Origin of the sequence: Phascolarctobacterium faecium DSM 14760 (assembly GCF_003269275.1) — a bacterium.
GTDB classification, from domain to species: Bacteria; Bacillota; Negativicutes; order Acidaminococcales; family Acidaminococcaceae; genus Phascolarctobacterium; species Phascolarctobacterium faecium.
Window position 1 is genome coordinate 43007 of sequence record NZ_QLTS01000011.1, and the last position, 25713, is coordinate 68719.

General features: G+C 38.1%; 26 protein-coding genes, 1 tRNA gene and 2 riboswitches. All 27 genes read left to right on the forward strand.

All coding sequences use genetic code 11. From position 1 onward, the window contains the following. Nucleotides 1–1653 (forward strand): ABC transporter ATP-binding protein, encoded by a 1653-nt coding sequence (locus tag C8D73_RS10230; RefSeq protein ID WP_113078135.1) that lies wholly within the window; start codon nucleotides 1–3, stop codon nucleotides 1651–1653. Continuing rightward, the gene (locus tag C8D73_RS10235) at nucleotides 1622–2494 is read left to right on the forward strand and encodes an energy-coupling factor transporter transmembrane component T family protein (RefSeq protein ID WP_021718600.1); all 873 of its coding nucleotides are present in this window, start codon (nucleotides 1622–1624) and stop codon (nucleotides 2492–2494) included. The genes C8D73_RS10230 and C8D73_RS10235 overlap by 32 nt, the downstream gene beginning before the upstream one ends. Beyond that, nucleotides 2491–3882, forward strand: coding sequence for an outer membrane protein assembly factor BamB family protein (locus tag C8D73_RS10240; RefSeq protein WP_113078136.1), 1392 nt, complete (start codon nucleotides 2491–2493; stop codon nucleotides 3880–3882). Before C8D73_RS10235 ends, C8D73_RS10240 begins: the two co-directional genes overlap by 4 nt. Before the next feature lie 17 nt (nucleotides 3883–3899). Beyond that, complete coding sequence (locus C8D73_RS10245; RefSeq protein WP_113078137.1) at nucleotides 3900–5624, forward strand: ABC transporter ATP-binding protein; 1725 nt, start codon at nucleotides 3900–3902, stop codon at nucleotides 5622–5624. A gap of 8 nt (nucleotides 5625–5632) precedes the next feature. Then, nucleotides 5633–6475 (forward strand): ABC transporter ATP-binding protein, encoded by an 843-nt coding sequence (locus C8D73_RS10250; RefSeq protein ID WP_113078138.1) that lies wholly within the window; start codon nucleotides 5633–5635, stop codon nucleotides 6473–6475. Further along, nucleotides 6468–7223: an ABC transporter permease gene (locus C8D73_RS10255; RefSeq protein WP_113078139.1), complete on the forward strand. Its 756-nt coding sequence runs from the start codon at nucleotides 6468–6470 to the stop codon at nucleotides 7221–7223. Before C8D73_RS10250 ends, C8D73_RS10255 begins: the two co-directional genes overlap by 8 nt. A 93-nt stretch (nucleotides 7224–7316) precedes the next feature. After that, nucleotides 7317–7487, forward strand: a riboswitch (cobalamin riboswitch). Nucleotides 7488–7662: 175 nt separating this feature from the next. Next, on the forward strand, nucleotides 7663–8280 hold the full coding sequence (locus C8D73_RS10260; RefSeq protein WP_021718595.1) for a MotA/TolQ/ExbB proton channel family protein: 618 nt from the start codon (nucleotides 7663–7665) through the stop codon (nucleotides 8278–8280). Next, entirely contained in the window at nucleotides 8280–8693 is a 414-nt protein-coding gene (locus tag C8D73_RS10265) for an ExbD/TolR family protein (RefSeq protein ID WP_021718594.1), read from the forward strand. Before C8D73_RS10260 ends, C8D73_RS10265 begins: the two co-directional genes overlap by 1 nt. Beyond that, nucleotides 8690–9601 carry an energy transducer TonB gene (locus tag C8D73_RS10270; protein WP_113078140.1) on the forward strand — a complete coding sequence of 304 codons (912 nt, stop codon included), beginning with the start codon at nucleotides 8690–8692 and terminating at the stop codon, nucleotides 9599–9601. The genes C8D73_RS10265 and C8D73_RS10270 overlap by 4 nt, the downstream gene beginning before the upstream one ends. Before the next feature lie 53 nt (nucleotides 9602–9654). Continuing rightward, nucleotides 9655–9783, forward strand: a riboswitch (cobalamin riboswitch). A 169-nt stretch (nucleotides 9784–9952) separates the two neighbouring features. Next, complete coding sequence (gene cbiD / locus C8D73_RS10275) at nucleotides 9953–11095, forward strand: cobalt-precorrin-5B (C(1))-methyltransferase CbiD (RefSeq protein ID WP_113078141.1); 1143 nt, start codon at nucleotides 9953–9955, stop codon at nucleotides 11093–11095. 5 nt (nucleotides 11096–11100) lie between these two features. Then, nucleotides 11101–11802 carry a precorrin-2 C(20)-methyltransferase gene (gene cobI, locus C8D73_RS10280; protein ID WP_113078142.1) on the forward strand — a complete coding sequence of 234 codons (702 nt, stop codon included), beginning with the start codon at nucleotides 11101–11103 and terminating at the stop codon, nucleotides 11800–11802. Next, nucleotides 11802–12587, forward strand: a complete 786-nt coding sequence (cobM, locus tag C8D73_RS10285) for a precorrin-4 C(11)-methyltransferase (protein WP_021718590.1) — start codon at nucleotides 11802–11804, stop codon at nucleotides 12585–12587. The genes cobI and cobM overlap by 1 nt, the downstream gene beginning before the upstream one ends. A gap of 1 nt (nucleotide 12588) precedes the next feature. After that, on the forward strand, nucleotides 12589–13638 hold the full coding sequence (locus tag C8D73_RS10290) for a cobalt-precorrin 5A hydrolase (protein ID WP_113078143.1): 1050 nt from the start codon (nucleotides 12589–12591) through the stop codon (nucleotides 13636–13638). A gap of 24 nt (nucleotides 13639–13662) precedes the next feature. Then, nucleotides 13663–14394 carry a precorrin-3B C(17)-methyltransferase gene (cobJ, locus tag C8D73_RS10295; protein ID WP_113078144.1) on the forward strand — a complete coding sequence of 244 codons (732 nt, stop codon included), beginning with the start codon at nucleotides 13663–13665 and terminating at the stop codon, nucleotides 14392–14394. Then, a complete protein-coding gene (gene cobK / locus C8D73_RS10300; protein WP_021718587.1) occupies nucleotides 14394–15161 on the forward strand; it encodes a precorrin-6A reductase in 768 nt (255 codons plus the stop codon). Before cobJ ends, cobK begins: the two co-directional genes overlap by 1 nt. 22 nt (nucleotides 15162–15183) lie before the next feature. Further along, entirely contained in the window at nucleotides 15184–16395 is a 1212-nt protein-coding gene (gene cbiE / locus C8D73_RS10305; protein WP_113078145.1) for a precorrin-6y C5,15-methyltransferase (decarboxylating) subunit CbiE, read from the forward strand. A 1-nt stretch (nucleotide 16396) separates the two neighbouring features. Then, nucleotides 16397–17764 (forward strand): cobyrinic acid a,c-diamide synthase CobB, encoded by a 1368-nt coding sequence (locus C8D73_RS10310; RefSeq protein ID WP_021718585.1) that lies wholly within the window; start codon nucleotides 16397–16399, stop codon nucleotides 17762–17764. A gap of 48 nt (nucleotides 17765–17812) precedes the next feature. Continuing rightward, complete coding sequence (gene cbiB, locus C8D73_RS10315) at nucleotides 17813–18781, forward strand: adenosylcobinamide-phosphate synthase CbiB (RefSeq protein WP_021718584.1); 969 nt, start codon at nucleotides 17813–17815, stop codon at nucleotides 18779–18781. A gap of 12 nt (nucleotides 18782–18793) precedes the next feature. Continuing rightward, nucleotides 18794–19882 carry a pyridoxal phosphate-dependent aminotransferase gene (locus tag C8D73_RS10320; protein ID WP_113078146.1) on the forward strand — a complete coding sequence of 363 codons (1089 nt, stop codon included), beginning with the start codon at nucleotides 18794–18796 and terminating at the stop codon, nucleotides 19880–19882. Next, complete coding sequence (locus C8D73_RS10325) at nucleotides 19869–20996, forward strand: alkaline phosphatase family protein (protein ID WP_170123209.1); 1128 nt, start codon at nucleotides 19869–19871, stop codon at nucleotides 20994–20996. The genes C8D73_RS10320 and C8D73_RS10325 overlap by 14 nt, the downstream gene beginning before the upstream one ends. Beyond that, the gene (locus C8D73_RS10330; protein WP_113078148.1) at nucleotides 20989–22509 is read left to right on the forward strand and encodes a cobyric acid synthase; all 1521 of its coding nucleotides are present in this window, start codon (nucleotides 20989–20991) and stop codon (nucleotides 22507–22509) included. Before C8D73_RS10325 ends, C8D73_RS10330 begins: the two co-directional genes overlap by 8 nt. A 1-nt stretch (nucleotide 22510) precedes the next feature. Next, entirely contained in the window at nucleotides 22511–23038 is a 528-nt protein-coding gene (locus C8D73_RS10335; RefSeq protein WP_113078149.1) for a cob(I)yrinic acid a,c-diamide adenosyltransferase, read from the forward strand. Between the two features lie 22 nt (nucleotides 23039–23060). Next, a complete protein-coding gene (locus C8D73_RS10340; RefSeq protein WP_021718579.1) occupies nucleotides 23061–23687 on the forward strand; it encodes a precorrin-8X methylmutase in 627 nt (208 codons plus the stop codon). 59 nt (nucleotides 23688–23746) lie between these two features. Further along, nucleotides 23747–23822 (forward strand) — tRNA-Asn (locus C8D73_RS10345). Between the two features lie 154 nt (nucleotides 23823–23976). Then, complete coding sequence (locus tag C8D73_RS10350) at nucleotides 23977–24369, forward strand: hypothetical protein (protein ID WP_113078150.1); 393 nt, start codon at nucleotides 23977–23979, stop codon at nucleotides 24367–24369. A gap of 12 nt (nucleotides 24370–24381) precedes the next feature. Further along, a complete protein-coding gene (locus C8D73_RS10355) occupies nucleotides 24382–25191 on the forward strand; it encodes a nitroreductase family protein (protein WP_113078151.1) in 810 nt (269 codons plus the stop codon). A gap of 244 nt (nucleotides 25192–25435) precedes the next feature. Continuing rightward, on the forward strand, nucleotides 25436–25713 hold a 278-nt coding region (locus tag C8D73_RS10360), incomplete at its 3' end, for a hypothetical protein (RefSeq protein ID WP_211305812.1).

Consider the following 25713-nt stretch of genomic DNA (forward strand, 5'->3'; position numbering starts at 1 on the left):
ATGCTGAGAATAAGTGACGTTTCATACCGATATAAAACACGCAAAATTCCTACATTAAAACATTTGTCTCTGCATGTAACAGAAGGCGAAATGCTGCTTTTGGCCGGTTGCAGCGGTTGCGGCAAGTCTACGCTCATTAAAGCTGTCAGCGGTCTTTTAAATACTGCCGGCGCCGGTGAACTTGATGGGAAAATTTATCTGAATAATAAAGATACAGCGGAGATGACGCCTGAAGATATTGGAATATTGGTTGGTACTGTTTATCAATCGCCGGATGATCAGCTTTTTGCGATGACTGTTTCTGACGAAGTAGGTTTTGCGCTTGAAAATCAGGGGCTTGATGAGAATATAATTTCAGTTGAAGTACAAAAAGTATTAGAGCGAGTTGGACTTGCCGGTTTTGAACAAAATAGTATTCATACTTTATCAGGAGGACAAAGGCAGCGATTGGCTCTAGCTTCAGTACTCATCACGAAACCTAAGCTTTTGGTTTTAGACGAACCGGTAAGTCAGATGAATCCACAGGGTGTTGAGGATTTTTTGCAATTATTAGTATCTTTAAATCGTATAGACGGTATAACTATCATTGTAGTTGAACATCGTGTCAATGAACTTGCAAAATATTTTCCGCGTCTGGCAGTGATGTTTGAAGGTGAAGTTATTTATGATGGTCCAATAGAACTAGCCTGGCAAAAAATTGGTTCTGCAGAGAAATATGGTTTGAGAGAGCCGCAAAAAGTTAAATTGTGCCGGTTTCTGCATTTGTCTAAACTGATAGACGAAACGAGTAAAGTTGTTGATTTGATCAAAAGCGAATGTAAAATAGAAAAAACAGCACTGACCGTAAGATCAAAAAAAGCTTGTAGTGAAGCAATCGTAACTGGCAAGGCCATAAGGTATCGTTATCCTGGTTCTACAAGCGATACGTTGCAAGGTATAGATTTTGAGCTTTATAAAGGTGAAACTGTAGCGCTGATGGGGTTTAACGGTGCAGGAAAAAGCACATTGATCAATTTGTTGGGTGGATTAGCAGAACTGTCGTCAGGCGAACTGGATTTGTTGGGTGGAACGGTTGGAGAACGAGCATATGAAATAGGCTATTTACGTCAGGAACCTGACTTAATGTTGTTGGCTGACAGTGTTTGGGAAGAATTAACATGGAAAAATAAAAAAGTTAGGAAAGAGGTTGTATGGGAGCTTCTTGAAAAACTAAAACTGGAAAATAATACGAATGATTTTCCGCTCGCATTAAGTAAAGGGCAGCGTTTAAGGGTAGTTTTGGGAGCCTTGCTGGCAAGAAATCCCAAACTACTGCTTTTGGATGAACCAACAACGGGTCAAGATCAACAAAGTCTTGAAGAAATAAAAAAACTCATAGCATATTTTTCTCAAATGGGCGGCTGCGTTCTTTTTTGTACGCATGATATAGAGTTGGCATCAGAAATTGCAGATAGAGTGATTATTATGGCAAACGGTAAACTTATTGCAAATGGAGCGCCGGAAGTTATTCTATCTGATAGATGGATACTGTCAGCTGGCGGTTTAACTGTTCCGCCATTATTAGAAGTTTCCGAGGCGTTGTTATTACCCAAATGTATTACAGTAGAGGGGGTTGGACGTTATGTCAGTACGGCAGTTATGGGAAGGTTGTGATGCTGCAGTATGGGCACGGAAATTGGATGGAAGAACTAAATTGCTTATTTTGTTTTTAGTTGCGGTACTGGCTATAGTTGTTGATAACCCCAGAACATTGTTTTTACTTTTTACTGCGACGTTATTACTGCATTTGTCAGCTCGTACATCTATTTATAAGTGGCAGGTTTTAGCAATTTTATTATTACTGGGTTTATGGGGGTCTATGTTTAGCCAGGCGCTGTTTTTTGCGCAAACACCAAGGACTCCTTTATTTGTTATAATTGAACCAACTATGCCTGTTTTAGGACAAATAACAGGCGGTTTGTATATTTACCGCGAAGGGGTTATTTACGGAGCTGTACAGGGGTTAAGGTCAGCTATGATGTTGTCCTTAGGGTTATTTGTCTGTTGGACTTCCGATCCACGTCAATTGCTGAAAGCTCTTATCACCTGGAGACTATCTCCGCAGATAGCGTTTATGCTTGTGACGGCGATACGATTTTTGCCAGTGCTGGCTGCTGAAGCAGGGGAGGTTATTATCGCTTTACGTTTACGTTCTGATACAAGAGTTGGCCGCAAAAGTATTATCAGGCATTTACCTTATATTGCCAAACCATTATTGGCTCGCTGTCTTAGAAGAGCTCAGACTTTGGCACTTTCTGTTGTCAGCAGAGGGTTCTTTCTGGCTACAGCGCGGAAAGATGAGTTTTGGCACACCAAAGAAAAATTTGTCTGTTGCTTACTGATTATTTTTACTATTGGTATAACTTTTAGTAAAATAGTATATTTACTTTCTGAACAAGGTCTGTATTTTGGTAATTTAAGAATAGTGTATGATTGGACGAAATTATATTTATGAGCAAAATAAAAAGTATTATTGCAATTGTCATTTTAATAATTTCCTGGTGTCTGATGTTTTGGATAACAGGCAACCGAACACCATGGCAAGCTTTTTCTTCTACAGACAAGGGCGATGGAGTAAGTGTTTTTTTAGGTGATATTCCAAGTGAAAATTATGATCGAATGGGTTTTACTAAAGGGTTAATTGAATATATTGTTTCTAAAAATGCATGGTTAGTTGGAACCGATAGAGGTGAATTATTTTTATTTGATAATAGTGGCAAGCAGATATGGAAACGTTCTTTGGGGATTGGCAAACTGGTATCACTGTGTGTATCTCATGATGAAAAAATTACTTTTGTAGGTGAGCAAAGTCCGGCTGGTAACTTATATGCAATCGATCTTGATGGCGGTGATATATTGTGGAAATTTGCTGCTGAAAAGGTTGTTGGCGTTGAACCTGACAAACGTTCTTATCCAAGCATCGTACATATTTGTATTGATAAAGATGATAATGTTTACGCAAATGCTTATCGATTTGTTACAGCGAAAGATGGAGGGCGCGGCTATAATGGTAAAGCTGTTGCTTTTAATAAAAACGGTGAGCAGCTTTGGCAATTCCCAGAGAGTGAAAATATTGATAGTTGGATCAATTGGTGTGATGTTAATGATAATAACGATAAAGTCGTATTATCAACTTCTGCTTATGAAATCAGACCTGATATGAAATACCGTGATACAATGTATTTGATAGATAAAAAAACAGGTCAACTGATTAATTCTATTGAAGTACCGCCTGTTGCTCCGTTCGAGAACACTGTTATGCGTGGCAGCCCTAATTTTTCTGAAGATGGAGAGTTTTTGGCTGCAGCCTGCAGTGACGGACGAGGAATGCTTTTTGATGCTGCTGGAAAAGTTTTATGGCAGCGTGAGTTATCTAAACCTGCTCAAATAGATAATGTTTGGATTAATGCATCTGGTCGAGATGGGTTTGCTGCAGAGGCTGGCGTTATTTTTACAACGATCAATACATTTAATAGAGAAAACTGGCAGTTACCGACTCCGGTTGAACATCCAAGTAATAATAGTATGTTCGTATTTAATTATGATGGAACATTTAAATATAAATATAGAGCCTTGGGGACAATGGAGCAGATAGATTTTTCTAATAATATGGCGGCGTGTGCTGTTGGACGCAATGTTAGAACTCATAATTACGCTGCTCATGGAGCGGTAGTGCTTGATTTAAACGATGGGACAGAATTGAATTTCTTTCATACTGAAGGACCATTACAAGCAGTTGCAATAAGTAGTAATGGAAAAAAGATAGCTGGAATAGAGGCTCCTGCTGTAACTCCTGAAGGTAAGATCATTGGGGCCTATAGACTGCATATCTGGCAGCGTTGAAAACAAAGGGGTATTTCATGATTCATAATTTTTTACATTATTATAAACCGTACAAGAGCATACTTTATGGTGTGGTAATTGGTTCCCTTGTTGCTGCATTACTGGATTTGGTCTTTCCTATGTTGGTGCGGCAAATATTGAATGAAGTCTTACCACAAAAAAACACTGATAGATTATTACATGATACAGGTATACTGTTTATTTTATATTTGGGCAATTACGGTTTGCTCTATCTTGTTAATTACTATGGACATTTGATGAGTGCAAAGATAGAGAATGATATGCGCCGCGATTTGTTTGAGCATTTGCAGCAAATGTCGTTTAAGTATTTTGACAATGCCAAGACGGGGCAGCTGTTGTCAAGATTGACCAGTGATATAGCTGAAATAGGAGAATTGTCATTCAGAGGACCCAATGACATCATTGTTTGCTGTATTACTATGATTGGTACAATTGGCATCCTTTTTTGGATGAATGTTTACTTGGGGATTTTGATTGCTGTTTTATTAATTGCTAAAACGCTGCATACTGTGTATGTAAATAAAAAAATGAAAGCAGCTTTTAGAGAGAACAGGATAAAAAGCGGTGAAATAACAGCCAGGGCGGAAGAAAGTTTAGGTGGAATACGGTTAGTAAAAGCGTTTGCTCAAGAGGAATATGAACTGGCGAGATTTATGGAAAAAAGTTTGGATTTTTTGGAAACAAGACGAAAATCTTATAAAATTTTGGCTTATTTTTCTGGCAGCGTAAATTTTTTTACAAATATTACCAACTTACTTATTTTGGCTTGTGGAGGGTTGTTAATAGCCAAGGATAAGCTGTCGTTGAGTGATTTTGTTGCTTTTTTGTTATATGTCAATTTATTTATGAAACCGCTTTTACGTCTAACGGTTTTTACTGAAATGTACCAACGTGGAATGGCTGGATTCCAGAGATTTTATGAAATTATGGAAATGAAACCTGAAATTATCAATCAGAAAGATACGGTTGTTTGTAAAAAAATACGTGGAGAAATAGAATTTGATAATTTAGTATTTGGTTATTCTGATCAGAAAAAGGTAATTAAAGGATTTAATTTAAAAATAGCTCCGGGCCAAACTGTAGCATTTGTTGGAGAAACAGGTGCGGGTAAGACAACGATTGCAAGCCTATTATTAAGATTTTATGATCCGCTTAGCGGCAGGATTTTAGTTGATGGAATCGATATACGTCAGTATAAACAACAGGAACTGCGTCGTAATATAGGAATAGTGCAGCAGGATGTTTTTTTATTTTCAGATTCTGTGACGCATAATATTGCATATGCAAAACCTGAAGCTGAGCAAAGTGAAGTAGAAAACGCTGCCAGGCTGGCCGCGGCTGACAAATTTATTGAGGAGCTCCCCAATAAGTATGCTACTGAAATTGGTGAACGTGGCGTGAAACTATCCGGGGGACAAAAACAGCGTCTTGCTATTGCCAGAGTATTTTTGAAAAATCCGCCTATTGTAATTCTAGACGAAGCGACTTCTTCTTTAGACAATTATACAGAAAAATTAATACAGGAGTCGTTAGACAAGTTGGCGGAGAATAGAACAACTCTTATTATTGCTCATCGAATGTCGACAATAAAAAATGCAGATAAAATAATCGTTTTGAATAATGGTGAAGTTGCAGAAATTGGAACACATTCTACCTTGATGTCAGGGGGTGGTCTGTATTATAATCTATATAATGCTCAGAAACAGACTGATGACAAATAGGTGATTTGATGATTAAAATAGAAAATTTAACTAAACGTTTTGGCGAGCGTATTGCAGTAGCAGGAATAGATTTGGAAATTAAAAGGGGTGAGATATTTGGCCTTTTAGGACCTAATGGAGCTGGGAAGACTACTACAGTCAGGATATTAACCTTACTTTCCAAGAAAAAATCCGGTTCTGTAAAAATATGCGGATACGATATTGAAAAAGACAGCGAGAGAATTAAGGAACTAATTGGCGTTGTACCGCAGCATATGAGTTTGGATCAGGATCTTACGGGAAGGGAAAACTTAGTTTTGCAGGCAAGGCTGCATCATTTGAAGAATAAAGCTGCTATGGAACAGCGAATCAATGAAATTTTAGAATTTGTGGAACTTACAGATAGGGCTGATGACAAATCCAGAAGGTACTCAGGAGGAATGAAGCGGCGCTTGATGATTGGCATGGCACTTTTGCATAAACCTAAAATGTTATTTTTAGATGAACCAACTGTTGGATTAGACCCACAAGTACGGCGTAAGATGTGGGATTTGATCCGTAAAATGAATGAAGCTGGAATGACAGTGCTTTTAACTACTCATTATATAGAAGAAGCAGATCAGTTATGCAGGCGTGTTGCAATTATGAATAGAGGTCGTATTATAGCTGTTGATACACCGCAGAAGCTGAAAGAAAAAGTTGGCAGGGTTGTTGTTGAACATATGGAAGCAGACGGCATGATTAATAATTTTTTTGATAATCGTGAGCAGGCTGCATCTTATGTGGCAGGATTAAACTCTAATGCAACTGTGCGCGAAGCAAATTTAGAAGATGTTTTTATTGAATTAACGGGGAGGCGAGTAAATGATTAGTAATTTTTGCTATGATGTCTATACCGTTTTTTGGCGTGATTGGGTGGTTTTTAAAAAAATATTTTTTAAATTCTTATGTTCGCGCATGATTACGCCTTTTTTGTATATTTTTGCATTTGGGATCGGGTTGGGGAGAAATGTTTCTGTTGATGGTGGGAGTTATTTGAGTTTTCTCATTCCAGGTATGATCGCGCTTAATTCGATGAATATTTCTTTTAATACTATTGCTGCTCCTCTTAATATGGCACGTATTTATCATCATACTCTGGAAACATATTTGATTTCGCCAATTTCAGGAGCTGCATTCGTTTTTGGTAAGGTTTTATCAGGTACAGTGCGTGGACTGATTTCTTCTGTAATTATAGTGCTTATTGCGGAATTATTAGGGGTACATTTATATTTGGGAGGCTGGTTTATTCCAGTGCTGGTCCTTAACTGTTTTGTGTTTGCAGCACTGGCAGTAGTGGCGGCAATGACTATTGACAGCCATGAAGAGATGAGTAGTTTTAGCACGTATGTTTTAGTGCCGATGTCTTTTTTATGTGGGACATTTTTCAAAGCTGACAGTTTTCCTGAAATAATAAAGTGGTCTTTAAGTATTTTACCGTTGACTCCTGCTAGTAGTGCATTAAGAGCAGCGGCAAATAAAATGCCTGTAGAATGGCATTGGCCGGTTATTATGGCGATATATTTTCTCATATTTTTTAGTTATGCCTGTCATTTGCTGAAAATGAAAAAAGAGGAATAGAGTGATGTTTTTTAAATATTTAGTGTTGAATATATTATAGTTTTTATTGCAAATATTAATCTAACGTGATATAATTCCAATCAGTAATAAAACTTAATAAGCGGAAATCTAGGTGTGAATACTTAATAGAAAAATTGGTTGGAAGCCAATACGGTCACGCCGCTGTAATGTCGAGCAAACCTCAATGATTGCCACTGGGAAACTGGGAAGGCGGGGTAAGCAATGAAGCAGAGTCAGAAGAACTGCCTAGATTTTTCTACTGTAATCCAGCGAGTGACAGGAACAGGTAGTATGAAGTAGGTATAACCTTTCTGTTTTGCGGAAAGGTTTTTATTTTTTAATAAAATGTAAAATTTTAATTCGTTTAGTAAGTTAGCATTGGCAAACTCGATCAAATTTGGTATTATTAATAATATAAAAATTTTAGGAGGCATTTTTGATGGAATCAATTAAGGAAGCTGTTGAGTATTTTCATAAAGGCGGGCTGGTAATGTGGCCACTGTTATTGTGTTCAATAATAGTTGTTACGATAGCTATAGAGCGGTATTTGTATTATAAAACTGCTGATTCTGGTTCGTTATTTACGCAGGAATTTTGTACTTTAATCAGTAAAGGTGATGTAGTAGGTGCTGAACAATTGGCGTCAGCGTCTGCTGGTGAGTGCGCACGTATTATTCGTGAGACTATGGTTTTGTCTGGCGACTGTACAAGGCACTCTGCCTATATGGAATCTCAAGCTGGGCTTGTTATAGCTAAATTGCGTAACCGCCTGCATTATCTTGGTGTTATCGTTACAATGTCTCCTTTACTTGGATTATTAGGTACTATTATTGGTATGATTGGTTCTTTCAGTATTTTTAATCTGCAGGAAGGACAACCAATGGCAATTACGGGTGGCATTGGTGAAGCCTTAATTGCAACTGCCAGCGGTTTATGTGTGGCCATTTTAGCATTATGTGCACATTCTTATTTTGCGCAGCGTCTGGATACTTCCATAACTAATATGGAACAATGCTTTTCGGCTTTGCTGGAGGCTGAAAGCAGAGGTGACATCTAATGAAACTGCGTGATAGCAGAAGCCTTAAACAACCTGAGCTAATGATAATACCAATGATCGATATTATGTTTTTTCTGCTGGTGTTTTTTATGCTTAGTACGATGTATATGGTTGATTTAAAAACAATTCCTATAAAGTTGCCTAAAGCGGAATTTTCGGCAGTTGACACTCAGACAACCTTTGCCGTTTCTGTAAAAAAGGACGGTAGCATTTGGCTTGGTGATAAACAGACTGACATTGCCAGTTTAACTATGCAGGCAAAAATGGAACAGAAAAACAATCCGCGTTTTTCAATCGTTATTAGGGCAGACAAAGATGCAGATTATGGTAAAGTCATAACTTTGCTGGATAGATTAAAAGGTGCAGGAGTTCAAAGGTTTGGTTTAGCAACGGATGTAGGAGCTGGTGAATGATGGATGACTCTAAAAAGAGGTTCCAAATAGGTTTTATTGGCTCATTAGGATTTCATTTATTTGTATTTCTTGTTTTGGCGTTTGCCGGTCTATTCGCTGCTAATCATGTTGATGATAAGATCGTCGAAATAGCAGTTTTTGGCGGTGGCGGAGGAGGCGGCGGAGGAGGCGGCAGCGGTATGAAGCCAGTCGATGCTACAGAAGCAGATTTGGCAGCAGCGAAAGCGAATGCATTGCAAAATAAACAGCATAGTGCTTCGCAGCCACAACAGCAGATAAAAAAATCCGGCCAAATAAATACTGACGATATAATTGAAAAAACTACTCGTCAGGAGCAAGTGTATCAACAACAGCAGAATAATCAAGTCAATGAAAATGTATCTGAGGAATTACAGACCCAAAGTAAAAATATTGCCGGTGCTGATGTGAAAGAAAATACTGGCAGTGGTGGTGGTTATGGTACTGGCCAAGGCAGTGGATATGGAAGTGGCAGTGGTTCTGGCAGTGGAACTGGAACAGGCGGCGGACATGGTGCTGGAATGGGTACTGGTATAGGTGACGGAACAGGTTCTGGAATGGGTACTGGAGAGGGTGGCGGCTATGCTGGCGGTGATCCTTCGGCAAACCCTGCTATTCCTCCGCGTTTGTTAAAAAGTCGTCAACCTAGCTATCCAAGCAGCGCCAGAAGTGCCAGCATTGAAGGAACGACGACAGTGCGCATTTTGGTAGGCTACGATGGTGAAGTTGAATCTGTCATTGTCGCAGAATCTTCTGGTAATGCTGCTTTAGATGCTGCTGCTGTTGATGCATGCTATGGCTGGCGTTTTAGCGGTGCTAAAAATGGTGTTGGACAAAAAATACGTTGCTATACATATGTTCCTATTACTTTTAGGCTAAGATCAATTTAAAACTTAATAAGAATCTCCATTGGTTTTTTCTGAATTTTATGCTATAATGATACGGTAATTTGATATTATTAGGTGCCCGTGAGGGCGTAAATGGCAAGATCGGTGTAAATCCGACACGGTCCCGCCACTGTAATAACGCTGAGGCGTTTAAGTCAGGTGCCTGCCTATGTGTGAAAGCTGTATCCACGAGTGATGGAGATGGCAAGAGAGCTGTATCTTTTAAGGATAAGTATGCGCTTGTATCTTTGTGACTTCTGTCGGAAACGGCAGGAGTCTTTTCTAATTATTAGTAAAAAATACTAGGTGGCAGAATGTCTTTAGCAAGATGTTTGTTCAGGAAGAGGTTGACGCATGGAAGAATATCAGATTTCTCAAGGGAAACGTTTGCGTTGTGGTTATACAACTGGAAGTTGTGCGACTGCAGCCTCCAAGGCTGCTGCAATGATGCTTCTGACAGGTAAACGTGTTGATTTTGTTCAGATAGATACCCCAAAAGGTATTATACTTAATTTGGAACCAGAAGATGCTGTTATTACTGAAATGAGCGTAACATGCGCTATTCGTAAGGACAGTGGCGATGATCCTGATGATACGAATGGGATATTGATTTATGCTACTGTAGAAAAAACAGCAGAAAAGGGGATAAATTTATTAGGCGGTATTGGCATTGGCTATGTAACTAAACCAGGATTGGCCTGTAATGTTGATGGACCTGCCATTAATCCGACACCTCGGAAAATGATTGTTTACGAACTTGAAAAAGTAATGAAGTCTGCAGGATATGAACAAGGGTTAAAAGTTACTATTTCAGCTCCTGAAGGCGTTGAAATTGCCAAGAAAACTTTCAATCCACGTTTAGGTATTTTAGGTGGCATTTCTATTTTAGGAACCAGTGGAATTGTTGAACCAATGAGTGAAAAAGCTTTGATAGAAACAATGTATGTGGAAATTGATACACAGGCAGCGTCTGGAAATAAAAATTTGCTGGTGTTTTTTGGCAATTATGGAGAAGACTTTACTCGTGATGTACTGGGACTTAATATTGATGATGCCGTGACCTGCAGTAATTTTGTTGGGGAACTTTTAGATTATGCGGTTTATAAGGGTTTTGAGACCTTGCTGTTAATAGGCCATTCAGGAAAGCTGGTAAAACTAGGGCAAGGTGTGATGAATACCCATTCAAAATATGCTGATTGCCGCACAGAGTTAATGGCTCTTTTGGCACTGCTTACCGGTGCTAAAGTGGAAGTTGGTAAAGAAATTATCGATTGTCCGACTACAGATGAAGTAGTGAAGATTTTGCAGCGTGAAGGTATTTTTGAAGAAGTAATAAGTGGTGTTACTGAACGTATTGATTTTTACATGCAGCATCGCGTGCATGGTAAAATAAAAACGGCAGCACTGATGTTTTCTAACGTATATGGTATTTTAGGAAAAACAGCAGCTGCTGACGAACTAATTAAATTACATTTAAAGGACAAACAGGAAGGATGAAAAACATGAGAGGTAAATTGTACAGTGTAGGTATCGGACCGGGGGACCCGGAATTATTGACTTTAAAAGCAGTGCGTCTGCTCAAAGAATGTGACGTTGTTGCTTTGCCTAAAGGTGATACCGATGTCATGACTGCTAAAAATATTGTCAATCAGGTAGTTGATCTTGATAAAAAAGAACAGCTTATTATTTATATGCCGATGACAAAAGATATGGTAGTAATGGATAAAGCTCATCAGGAGGGCGCCGATGCTGTAATAAAATTGCTTGATGAAGGCAAAAATGTTGTTTTCATTACTCTTGGTTGTCCTACAGTATACGCAACCTGCATTTATGTGCATAAGCTTGTTTTAAAAGCTGGCTATGATGCCGAATTGGTTGCAGGTGTAACTTCTATTTGTGCTGTCGCGGCAAAGCTGAATGTGTCTTTATGTGAAAGGGCAGAACCGCTTATTGTGCTGCCTGGCAGTTATAAAGAAGCATCTAAATTTCTTGATGGACCTGGTAATAAGGTATTAATGAAATCTGCCAGTGAAATTGCCAGAGTACGTGACGAATTAAAAGAACGCGGGTTGATTAAGAATGCAGCCATGGTTGAACGCTGTGGTTTACCGGGAGAAAAAGTGTACCGTGATCTTAATGAGATTGATCCTAACAGCAGCTATTTTTCTGTAATCTTGGTTAAAGAAAAGGAGTTTGACAAATAATGATTTATTTTATTGGTGCAGGGCCTGGTGCCGCTGATTTAATTACTGTTAAAGGTAAAGAACTTTTGGAAAAGGCTGATCTTATTATTTATGCCGGTTCATTGGTTAATCCGGAGCTTTTGAACTATGCAAAACCGGAATGCATTATTATGGACAGTGCTAAAATGACTTTGGAAGAGGTCATTGCAGCTATGGTTCCGGCAGCACAGGCCGGTAAATTGGTTGTGCGTTTGCATACTGGTGACCCAAGTGTTTATGGTGCTCATCGTGAACAGATAGATCTTTTGCGCAGTTATAATCTTGATTTTGAAATTGTTCCGGGTGTAAGTTCTTTCTGTGCGGCGGCTGCCTGTTTAGATGCAGAGTATACTTTGCCTAATGTTAGTCAATCTGTTATTATTACCCGTATGGAAGGACGTACACCGGTACCTAATAAGCAAAAAATCGCTGATTATGCAGCTCATAAAGCAACAATGGTTATTTTTCTTTCCAGCGGTATGTTAGAAAAATTGCAGAAGGAATTGATTGCAGGCGGCTACACTGCTGATACTCCGGCTGCTATTGTTTATAAAGCCTCATGGCCTGATGAGAAAGTATGCCGTTGCACAGTAGGAACTTTGGCAGAAACTGCGAAAGAACATAATATTACTAAAACAGCTTTGATTACAGTAGGAAACTTTTTAGGCAATATTTATGACCGCAGCGAACTCTATAATCCTACTTTTGCACATGGATATCGTGCTGCTGATCCCAGCAAATTGGATTTAAAGCCAGAGGTAAAATAAAATGAAGGCTGTAGTATACTCCTTTACCAGACGTGGAGCAATGCTAAGTATAAATATTGGTGAAGCACTGCAAAAGTTTGATTTTGAAGTGCGATGTTTAACTATGCCAAAATTTGCTGAAGAAAAAATATTTTTGGAAGCGATGGACGATCATAATAAAGCTTGTGAGTATGCGTTTAAGGAGTGCCAGCTGATTGTATTTGTTGGAGCGGTAGGAATTGCAGTGAGGACGATAGCTCCATATATAAAGAATAAATTAGTTGATCCTGCTGTATTGTCTGTAGACGAAGGCGGAAACTTCGTTATACCATTATTATCAGGTCATATCGGCGGTGCTAATGGATTTGCAAAAGTCTTAGCGAAAGTAATAAAAGCTACTCCCGTAGTTACTACAGCTACAGATGTGAATAAGCTTTTTGCTGTAGACGAGTGGGCGGCACGCAATAATATGATTATTAACAGCATGAAAGCAGCGAAAGATTTTGCCGCTGCGTTAGTAGATGGACAGGAAGTTGGACTTTTTACCGATTATCCAATTATTAGTGCCTTACCACGCCAGATTGTTCTTAAAGACAAAGGGATTACAGGTTTGGCTATTACAAAAAATAGAAATGTGAATCCTTTTGATTTAACGGTTCAGCTTTGGCCCAGAAATATTTATTTGGGAATCGGCTGTCGTCGCGGAACAACGTTAGAAAGTATAGAAACTTTAGTTTTACCGAAACTGAAAGAACTTGGCATAGACTTACGTACTATCGTTGGTGTGGCATCTGTTGATTTAAAAAAAGATGAGGCTGGCCTGTTGAATTTCGCAGCTAAATATAATTGGGAAATTAGTTTTTTTACTGCTGAAGAATTACAAAATGCAGCAGGTGAATTCAGTAGTTCTGATTTTGTGAAATCAGTTGTAGGCGTAAGTAATGTTTGCGAGCGTTCAGCAGTATTGGCGGCCAATAACGGCAGTATAATTTCATCAAAATGCAGTTTGAATGGAGTAACCTTAGCTGTTGCTGAAGCCGATATTGTACTTGACTTTGAAAAATTATCTTGAATGTATATTTGAAGGAGAATTAATATGACGCAAAAAGTTTATGTTGTCGGTCTTGGACCAGGTGGTATCGAACAAATGACCCAAAGAGCTAAAGCTGCTTTGGAAAGTTGTGATGTTATTGCAGGTTATCATGTATATATCGATCTTATTAAAAATGATTTTACAGGCAAGGAATTTTTTACTACTGGTATGCGTAAAGAGGTAGATCGTTGCAAGCTTGCTATAGAAGAAGCATTAAAAGGCAAAACCGTAGCGATGATTTCCAGTGGTGATGCCGGGGTTTATGGCATGGCAGGGATTATGTATCAAGTAGCAGCAGAACATCCAGAATTGGAAATTGAAGTTGTTCCTGGTATTACAGCTGCTTGTTCAGGCGCTGCTGTTTTAGGAGCTCCGCTTATCAGTGATTTTTGCCTGATTTCTTTAAGCGATCTGCTTACTCCATGGGAAAAAATTGAAAAGCGCTTAGATTGTGCTTCACAGGCAGATTTCTGTATTTGTTTATACAATCCATCCAGTTTTAAACGTCATGATTATCTACAGAAAGCTTGTGATATCATGCTGAAAAATCAACGTCCTGATGTTCCTGCAGGCATTGTACGCAACATTGGGCGTGATGGTGAAAATTATGAAATCACTACTTTACAGGAATTACGTGATAAAGAAGTAGATATGTTTTCTACTGTTATCATCGGCAATTCGCAAACAGAAGTTATTAATGGTAAATTAGTAACTCCTAGAGGTTATAAACTGTAATGAAACCGGTAGTTTGGTTGATTGGCGGAACCAGTGAAAGTCGTAATCTGATTAAGTTTATGGCTGAACTTGATATAATCCTTTATGTTTCTGTGGCAACTGATTATGGTGCAAGTCTGATTGAAGCACAAACTAATCTTCATGTAATGGTAGAGCGTATGGATTTGGCTGCAATGCGGAATTTTATTACAGTAAATAAACCGGATTGTGTGATTGATGCAACTCATCCATATGCTACGATAGTTACGTCAACAGTACAAAAGGCCTGTAAAGAAACTGGCTGTGAATATTTGAGATTGGTAAGACCAGCTGCTGAAGAACATAAAAACTGTATTATAGTCCAAGATTTTAATGAAGCTGTTGAGTTATTGAGCCATACGGAAGGTAATATCTTTCTGACTACAGGCAGTAAAACATTGCAGGAGTTTACTTCTGTTCCTGATTATAAAGAGCGTATTGCGCTAAGAGTTTTGCCTATGCTGGATTCTTTAAGTAAAGCGTTAGAGCTTGGTTATAAGCCAGCTAATATCATTTGTATGCAGGGGCCCTTTTCTGAATTGCTTAATATAGAGATGATGAAAAGGTATAACAGCAGATATTTAGTTACAAAAGATTCCGGCAGCGTTGGCGGTTTTGAGGAGAAGGCGCAGGCGGCTGCAAAAGCAGGTGCTAAATTAATAGTCATTGCCCGCAATGGCGAAGAGCTTGGAACTGGTTATAGTGAGATAGTAAAATTACTTAAAGACCGATATGGTAGTTGTAAGTAAAAAATATAAAAGGAGATTTAATATGTTACGTGTAAATATCGTCGGCATTGGGCCAGGTAATCCAGAGCTTTTAACAAATCAGGCTCGCCAGGCTATTGAAGAAAGTAATATTTTGATAGGCGATAAAAGGATGCTTGCTGCTTTTGGAGCAGGGAAGCGTCTTTTTGACACCATAAAATCATCAGAAATTACTGAAATATGTCAAAAAGCTGATGCTGAAAAAGATGTTGTAGCAGTGTTAGTCTCTGGTGATGTAGGCTTTTTCAGTTTAGCCAAGACGATTACTGGTAAGCTTGCTGATTGTGAATGCCGCAGATATTGTGGCATCAGCAGCTTGGTCTATTTTTCTCAACAATTAAATATAGCTTGGGATGATGCTAAAATTGTCAGTATGCATGGCAGAAATCAAAATCTAATTGCTGCAGTAGCGCAAAACAGTAAAGTATTTTCACTTACCGGAGGCGAGCATTCTCCTAATCAACTATGCCTGAAACTTTGTGATCATGGTATGGCAGATGTAAAGGTATATGTTGGTGAAAACCTTTCTTATCCAGAAGAAAAAATCACTTATGGTACGGCGTCGGAAATCAGTAAATTGGAGTTTCCTTCTTTGTCTGTGATGATGATTTTGAATGAACATGTTAATGACTTTAAATACACTGTCCATGGTTTAAATGATGATCTTTTTATTCGCAGTAAAGTTCCAATGACGAAACAAGAGGTGAGGTCTGTTTCAATTTCCAAATTGATGCCAAAAGTAACAGATAATATTTACGATATTGGTGCGGGAACAGGTTCTTGTTCGATAGAATTGGCATTGCAGGCTCAAGCTGGACGTGTATGGGCATTTGAACGCAACCCTTTGGCATTGGAATTACTTGAGAAAAACAAAGCGTTATTTGCTGTTAATAATTTGGATATTGTTGCCGGAGAAGCTTCGGAACAAATTGTTGATATGCCTGCTCCTGACTGCGTATTTATTGGCGGCAGCGGTGGTAACTTATGCAAAATGCTTGATATTATTTATACAAAGAATTCTGACTGCCGGGTTGTTATCAATGCAATTACACTAGAAACACTAATAGAAGTTGTTGAATATTATAAAACCCGTTCAGAGTATGATTTAGAGATTGTTAATGTTTTTGCCGCCCGTGGTAAAAAACTAGGGGCATATAATTTGATGATGGCCCAAAACCCTGTTTATATAATGACTGCGTTGAAAAAGGGTGAGTAAAATGTCTGAAATGTTTTTGCCTCGTTTCATGATTGCTGCCCCAAATAGTGGCAGTGGAAAAACTACTGTAGTATGTGCCTTGCTGAAAGCTTTGCTTGATCAGGAGTACAAAGTAGCCGCCTTTAAATCTGGTCCCGACTATATAGATCCAATGTTTCATTCGCGCGTAATTGGTGCTAAGTCACGTAATTTGGATTTATTTATGTTAGGCAGGGAAACAACAAAGTATTTGCTGGCAAAAAATGCTTGTGATTGTGATATAGCCGTACTTGAAGGCGCTATGGGATTTTATGATGGTATGGGTAAAACAGAGCAGTGCAGTGCTTATGATTTAGCTCGTGTAACTAAAACGCCGGTTATTTTAGTCATCAATGGAAAAGGTGCAGCTTTGTCTTTGGCAGCTTTAATAAAAGGTTTTAAAGAATTCAGACCTGACGCGAATGTACGAGGCGCAATACTTAATAATGTCACTGCTATGAGCTATAAGTTTTATAAAGAAGTAATTGAGTTGGAAACAGGTGTTAAATTAGTCGGTTATTTGCCTCATATGGATGATTGCAATTTTGAAAGCAGACATTTGGGATTGGTAACCGCAGAAGAAATTGGTGATTTGCAGGAAATTATCAGCAGATTAGCAGAACAGGCAGCTAAGACTATTGATTTTGATGAATTGCTGGGTATTGCAAACAGTGCTGAGGATCTTGTTTATGAAGAACAGCCTGTTGCAAGTGTAGCTAAAGTAAAAATAGCAATAGCACAGGATAAAGCTTTTTGTTTTTATTATCAGGACGCTCTAGATTTATTGCAGGAGTTTGGTGCCGAACTAATAACGTTTAGTCCTCTTGTTGATAAAGAATTGCCAGAATGTGATGGAATAATTTTAGGAGGAGGTTATCCTGAGCTTTATGCAAAAGAGCTGGCAGAGAATATATCAATGCGTACAAGCATTAAAACTGCTCTAAAAATAGGTAAGCCTTGTTTTGCTGAATGCGGTGGATTCATGTATCTTTTGGAGCGTTTTCAAGCAGCTTCGGGAGAGATTTATGAGTGGACAGGTGCAATAAGCGGAGAAACCTTTATGACGGCAAAGCTTAACCGCTTTGGGTATATAACATTGACTGCTGAAAGTGATAATGTTTTTTGCAAAATCGGTGAGAAAATAAATGGACATGAGTTTCATTATTCCGACAGTAATAATAATGGGCATGATTTTTTAGCCTTGAAAGCTTCAGGAATTTCTGAATGGAGTTGTAGTCATGCTAATAAAGTTCTGTATGCTGGCTATCCACACATTCACTTATGGGGAAATATAAATTTTGCACGAAATTTTATTCGTGCCTGTGATGAATTTGCAAAAAAACGGGATTGATCTACTGATGGTTTTAGCTGTTAGTATTTATTTAAGGGGAATTGGATTATGATGCTTTTATTTGCCATTATAGCGGGCTTTATTTTAGACCTGCTGATTGGCGACCCGCGTTGGCTGCCTCATCCGATTTGTTTAATTGGAAATTTGATAAGCTTTTTAGAAAAGCTGCTACGCAGTATTTTTGGAAAAAGCTCGCGTGGCTTATTGGTAGGAGGCGCTGTATTAGTAATATTAGTGCTTGCTTTTTCGTTTTGTGTTCCATTTTTAGTATTGGCTTTGGCAGAAAAAATCAATCCGTGGTTGGCTTTTGCTGTAGAGAGTTTTATGTGTTATCAAATTTTTGCAACGCGTTGTTTACGTGAAGAAAGTATGAAAGTTTATACTGCGTTAAAAAATAATGATTTAACAGATGCTAGAATGAAACTTTCGTGGATAGTTGGACGGGATACTAAAGAACTTACAAAATCAGAAGTGACTAAAGGGGCAGTTGAAACTGTTGCTGAAAATACTGCAGATGGAATTATTGCTCCAATGCTGTATATGTTTATCGGCGGAGCTCCGCTTGCGTTTCTTTATAAAGGAATAAATACCATGGATTCCATGGTTGGCTATAAAAATGACAAATATTTATATTTTGGGCGTTGTGCGGCAAAATTAGATGATTTTGCTAATTATATTCCAGCGCGTGTTGCTGGAATATGTATGATAGTTGCAGCTTATCTTTTAAGTTTGGATGCAAAAAAAGCCTGGAAGATTTTTAAACGTGACCGTTACAATCATTTAAGTCCTAATTCTGCAATGACGGAATCAGTAACTGCTGGCGCTCTTCATATTCAGTTAGGCGGCGGACATTTTTATTTTGGAAAATGGGTGCCTAAAGATACTATTGGTGATGATATCAGACAAGTTGAACCGGAAGATATCGTCCAGACTAATAATTTGATGTATATGACAGCTGTTTTAAGTATTTTAGTTTTTGCATTAATTTATTTACTGGAGCTTTTTATTAAAAGCTAAAGGGTGGAAAATATGTATAAATCTGTACATGGTGGAGATATTTACAGTGAGCAAAATAACAGCTTAGGGAAAAATATTGTTGATTATTCAGCAAACGTTAATCCATTAGGTTTACCTGTATCTGTAAAAGAGGCTATTAAGAATTCAATCAAAAACTGCGTTAATTATCCAGATCCTTTATGCAGGGAACTAATAGAGAAATTAGCTAAATATTTGAATATAAAAAAAGAATATCTTTTCATAAGCAATGGTGCTGCTGATGTTTTATTTAAACTTGCCTTAACAGTCAAGCCTGGCCGTGCTGTATTATTGGCTCCAACTTTTGCTGATTATGAAAAAGCTTTGCGGACAGTTGATTGTAAATTTACTTATTACGAATTGCAGGAAGAAAAAAACTTTATTGCAGGATATGATCTGCTGAAAAAAATCAATAGCAGAGTAGACTTGGTCGTAATATGCAATCCTAATAATCCGACTGGGAAATTAATAGATGAAGATTTATTGCTGGAGATATTGGAAAAATGCTGCCGTACAGGTACAAAGCTGCTATTAGACGAATGCTTTATGGATTTTGTGGATGGCGATAAAGCATATTCGCTATGTTCGAAACTAGATAAATATCACAATCTTATTATATTGAAAGCATTTACAAAAACATATGCGATGCCAGGCTTACGTTTAGGTTATTGCATGACGTCTGATGTGTCGTTGATAAAAGGACTGCATGAAAATGGTCAGGACTGGAATGTTTCTATTCCGGCACAAGCAGCTGGTATTGCGGCTTTAGATGAAGAAAATTACTTACTGGCCAGCAAAGAGTTGATTCGTGTTGAACGGCAGTATCTTACTGCACAATTGGAAGGCTTGGGAGCAAAAACATTTGGTTCTGAGGCCAATTATATATTTTTTAAATTGGAGAAACCTGAAAATTTGGCAGAACTTTTACGTAAGCATGGCTTTTTGATTAGAGAGTGTAATAATTACCATAATTTGGGGCCAACGTATTATCGGATTGCAGTAAAAACACGATATACAAATCGGGCTTTAATTAAAGCGATAAAGGAAGTTAGACGTAATGCGCTCATTATTGGTAATTATTGATGGCTTAGGTGATGATCATATTCCTGCTTTGAATGGATTGACACCTTTCCAATATGCTGAACATAAAAATATCGATACTCTTATTAAGCTGGGAACATACAGTGAAGTAAGCATTTGTGAGAATGATTTCATTCCTGAAAGTTTGAGTTGTATTTTGCGCTTGCTTGGTGTACAGCAGCGGGATTTCCCAACAAATAGAGCGTATTTGGAATTGTTGGCGCATGGTAGGGATATTTCGGAATATGAGATGGTATTACGCTGTAACCTGGTTTCAATAGACAAAGATAATACGCTGGTATCTTTTAATGGTCAGGGACTTTCGGCAGAAAGCATGGCAGAAGCAGCTAAAGCATGCGATGAGTTTTGGCAGGGCATAGAATTTATGCATTTGTCTATGTATCGTAATCTGTTGATTTTAGATAAAGACAGAAGGATTTTGGACAATTGTGTTATTTCTCCGCCTCACGAGAGTATGGGAAAGAATGTTGACCTACTTTTAGGAGAATTAAAACAGCAGTCTTTGCTGTTAAAGCATTTTATTGAAGGAACAGCGAAAAGGCTGGAACGTTTTAACCATGATGACATTCGTTATATGCTTTATCCCTGGGGGCCTTCAGAACGTAAAACGTTGCCTGGATTTCAAGCTTTGCATGGGTTGAAAGGTGCAGCAATTTGCGAAGCAGAAATTGTCAGAGGCATTGCAAAAGGATTGCATTTGACGGCTCCTAAAATCGCTGGAGTGACAGCGGATATAGATACTGATATTGCTGCCAAGGCAACAGCGACCTTAAATATGTTGAAAGAACATGATTTTGTCTTAACGCATTTTAACGGTGCAGATGAAGCAGCACACAGATATGATTATCAGAGCAAAGCTGAGTTTATAAGTGCTATTGACGAAGAGTTTTTAGAGAAAATTATAAATAATATACAGGAACCTTTACGCATTGTTATTTGTGGTGATCATGTAACAAGTTCTATTAATGGAAAACATAATAAAAATGCAGTTCCTGTAGTTGCTGCACAAATCAATACTGCTGCTATACCAGTAAAAATAAATAATTATCAGGATATCCTGACATTTTTAATGAGAGCGAGTGATATGCGTGGCTAAAGCTATAATGGTACAAGGAACAATGTCTAATGCCGGTAAAAGTTTGGTGACAGCTGGTTTATGCCGTGTTTTTAATCAAGATGGTTATAAAGTAGTACCTTTTAAATCTCAAAATATGGCATTGAACTCATTTATTACTCGTAATGGTGCAGAAATGGGAAGAGCGCAGGTTGTGCAGGCAGAAGCGGCCAACATTGAACCAAGTGCCTTGATGAACCCTATTTTGCTGAAACCAACCAGTGATTCAGGCTCACAGGTTATTGTTAATGGTGAAGCTATTGGAACTATGACAGCTGCAGAATATTTCAAATTTAAAACAAATTTGATCCCTGATATTATGAAAGCATATGGTCAATTATCCGAAAGTAGTGATGTGATTGTTATCGAAGGTGCTGGAAGTCCAGCCGAAATCAATTTAAAATCACAGGATATAGTTAATATGGGTATGGCAAAGATGGCAAAAGCACCGGTGCTTTTAGTTGCCGATATAGACAGAGGAGGTGTTTTTGCTTCTATTTACGGAACTTTAATGTTGCTTGAGGAAGATGAAAGAGCGATGGTTAAAGGTATCATTGTCAATAAATTTCGCGGTGATGTCGAGATATTGCGTCCTGGTTTGAAAATGATAGAAGAGAAAACGGGGGTGCCTGTTGTTGGTGTATTGCCAATGCTGCATGTAGATATTGAAGATGAGGATAGTTTATCAGAACGGTTAACTACACATACAGAAGTACAGGCAGTAGATATTGCTGTTATCCGTATTCCAAGAATGTCTAATTATACTGATTTCAATGTTTTTGAACTTATACCAGGTGTATCGCTGCGTTATGTGCAATCAGTTTCAGAGTTGAAAAATCCGGATATGATTGTTATTCCGGGAACAAAAAATACTATTGGTGATTTAAAATGGATGCGTCAAAATGGATTGGAAGCAGAGATAATGAAACGCGCTCATGCTGGTACAGTGGTTTTTGGTATTTGCGGCGGTTATCAAATGTTGGGGAAGAATCTTTCGGATCCATATGGAGTAGAAGAAGGCGGAGATACTGCAGGATTAGGTCTTTTGGATGTTGAAACCATTTTTGCTGAGAAAAAACGCACTATTCAGGTAGATGGATATTTTGGCAAAGTAAAAGGTATTTTCAGCGCGTTAACCGGCCGCTCTTTTTATGGTTATGAAATACATTCCGGCATAACTAATTTTGATGATGGTAAATCGTTGACATTGATGAAACCTATTCACGAAGCAGGTGAAATAAGTCCAGAAGGATCTCAGAATGTTAGTGATACTATGAACGTATATGGTACATATGTGCATGGAGTATTTGATGGTGAAGGTATTGCTAAATCTGTGGTGGAAGCTTTACTTGCTAAAAAGGGTATGAAGCCAGACGATATTAAAACTATTAATTTTAATGATTATAAAAAGCAGCAGTATGATATTTTGGCAAATAGTATACGTGAAAATATTGATATGAAAAAAATTTATGAGATTTTGGAAGCCGGTGTGTAAGATGGAGCATGGGTTAATTCATATCTATTGCGGGGACGGGAAAGGTAAAACTACTGCTTGTCTAGGATTAAGTATACGTTGTGCGGGGCATGGCAATAAAGTATTATTCGTACAATTTTTAAAAAGCCGTCTTACCGGAGAATTGAAATCTTTAGAATTGCTTTCAAATATTGAAGTCTTAAGGGGTAAAGAAACTAAAAAATTTACTTTTCAGATGACTGCGGATGAGAAACAGGAAGTCCTGCGGGAGCATATGCGGTTATTTGCTAGAATTAAGACCAAACTGGAACAGGAAGAAGTACGATTATTGGTTCTTGATGAAGTTATAGGTGCTTGTAATACAGGTGTTTTTGATGAAGGACAATTAATTGATTTTCTGAAAAATAAGCCGCAGAGTTTAGAGGTTGTTTTATCTGGACGGAACCCGTCTTCAGCTTTACTTGATTTAGCAGATTATGTGTCTGAGGTTTGTAAGCGTAAGCATCCTTTTGATAATGGTATAGCGGCAAGAGTAGGAATTGAAAAATAAATTGAAGAAAGGTGATAGTAATATGGAATTACAAAATGTGTTACCGGCTGATATTGAAAAACGCAGTATGGAGATTATTGCTGAAGAATTGGGGGAGATCCAGCTTGATCCAGAGAAAGTTAGTATTGTAAAAAGGGTTATTCATACCTCTGCTGACTTTGATTATGCACGTACGCTGCATTTTTCGAATGGTGTAGTAGAGAAAGCTTTAGAAGCACTGAAAAAGGGCGCTACTATAGTTACTGATACTAATATGGCTTGCGTGGGGATAAATAAACCTGGTTTAAATAAGCTTGGCGGCAAAGCGGTTTGCTTTATGGCAGATGCTGATGTGGCAGAAAGAGCGAAAGAAGCTGGTTCTACACGTGCTGCTGCTTGTATGGAAAAAGCTTGTGAAGTAGAGGGGCCTGTAATTATTGCTGTTGGTAACGCTCCTACGGCTTTAGTACGCTTAGATGAACTTGTAAAAGAGGGTAGGATTAAGCCTGAGCTTGTTATTGGTGTTCCCGTTGGGTTTGTCAATGTTGTGGAATCTAAAGAAATCATTATGAAAACTGGTATTCCTTATATAGTTGCTCGTGGCCGTAAGGGTGGTAGTAATGTAGCTGCAGCTATTTGTAACGCGCTTATTTACAAGCTGACGCGTTAAATAAAAACGTTGACAATAACATCGTAGAGTAATATAATATTCTTCGTTGAAAGACTTATTCCCCGATAGCTCAATCGGTAGAGCACTCGGCTGTTAACCGAGTTGTTGTAGGTTCGAGTCCTACTCGGGGAGCCAGTAAATTGAGCCTGCTAAAAAAGCAGGCTTTTTATTTTGTTATCTAAATGTTTGTGATAATATTTTGTTGGATAACAGTACTTAGAATATTGCTGGAGATAGATAGCTTTTTTATGATATAATAAAGCTATAATATAGCAAAGGAGAATGATTCATGGCATTTGAGTTAATGAATACTCAAGAAATTCATGAGTTTGGATTGCAGGTATTGCTGCAGCATCTTACTGAAAAAGGTTTTGAAATAGAATTTGCTCAACCCAATAAAAGTGAGATTCCACATGTAGTGGCTAAGCAAGGTGAGCAGTTGATTTTTATTTTGGTGGCTACTGATGTTTATCCCAATAAAGGTACTATTGCCGATTCTGATAAGCAGGCATTATTGGAACATGCTCAAACTTTTGCAGCACAGTCTGCTTGTGCTTATTTGGGAATCGCCAATGCTGACGGTGTTGTTAATAAAGATAAAGAATTATGTGCCAAAGCTTTTAAAAATGCACAATTTTATACTGACTTCAGCGGATTGGAATTCATTCATTTCGAAGATTGAGGTGCTAAGAAGATGGACTTACTGAAAGTTGATTATGATAAATGTATAAAATGTGGTATTTGTGTAGAGGCGTGTCCATCATGTATTTTATCAATGGGAGAGCTTGGACCTGAATGCAATTTTGATAGAGGCTGCATGAGCTGCGGCCATTGTGTTGCTATTTGCCCAACGGCTGCTATGGATAATAAATATGTGCCGCTAGAAGAACAATTACCACTGCCGATGCCTGTTTTAGATGCTGAAACTGCATATAATTTTTTGCGGATGCGTCGATCAGTTCGTATGTTTAAACCGCAGCCACCAACTGAGTCAGATGTACGTAAACTGCTTGAAGTATGCCGCTATGCGCCAACAGCAGGTAATTCACAGGGAATGTATTATATAGTAATTAGTGATAAGGAAAAAATCAGAGCTATTGCTGAGGCTACAGCACAGTGGATGGAACAGGAAATTTCAGAAGGAAGTTCTAACAGCAGATATTTTACTACTGTATTGAGAGCTTATCGCGAGCGTGGTCAGGATATTATTGCCCGCAACGCACCGATGTTGATTTTTGCATTGGCCCGTAGATTAAATACAACTGGTGTTAGCAATGCAGAACAGTCTTGGGCTTATGCGGAGCTTTATGCACCGACTATCGGGATGGGAACGACTATTGCCGGATTTATTCAAACCTGTGGTATAGCCGGATATAAACCATTGCTTGACTTGGTAGAAGTGCCGGCTAAGCAAAAAATAGTAGGCGCTTTAATGGTTGGTTATCCGAAATATAAATTCCAAAGGTTAGTAGAACGACAGCATTTAAAAGTGGAATTTAAATAAAATACGAATAATGTAAAAAGAGCAGTAACCTTAAAGGTTACTGCTCTTTTTGTTTTCTATACTTGGCTTTAAATTTAAGATGTTTTGATGAATAGGACACATAAACGGTGGATTTTTTATAATAAAAGTGATAAGATAATATATATTTGACTGTAAAATAAAATAATAAAATGTTTTAAAATAAAAAGTTTTTGATTTTCTATAAAATACAAATTTAAAGATGGTTATGAATAGAGGAAATTCAGTGAGATACTACAGTTCTTTGCTGCGCAAGATAGTTTTGATCATAGGCGACATAATTTGTTTGTATCTGGCTACCAGCATTGCTATGGCGCTGGAGCTGGGGAATAAACAAACGGATAAGATAGCTTTCCATCTGGAATTTTTGCCGATCCTGGTCATCATTATGTTCTTTATGTTCAACGTCTATGGCTTGTTCAGTCTGATCCGCAAAAAGCTGGTAGATATTTTTCTTAATCTATTGGTAGCAGTGACCAATATTTACATCATAGCGATGGCCAT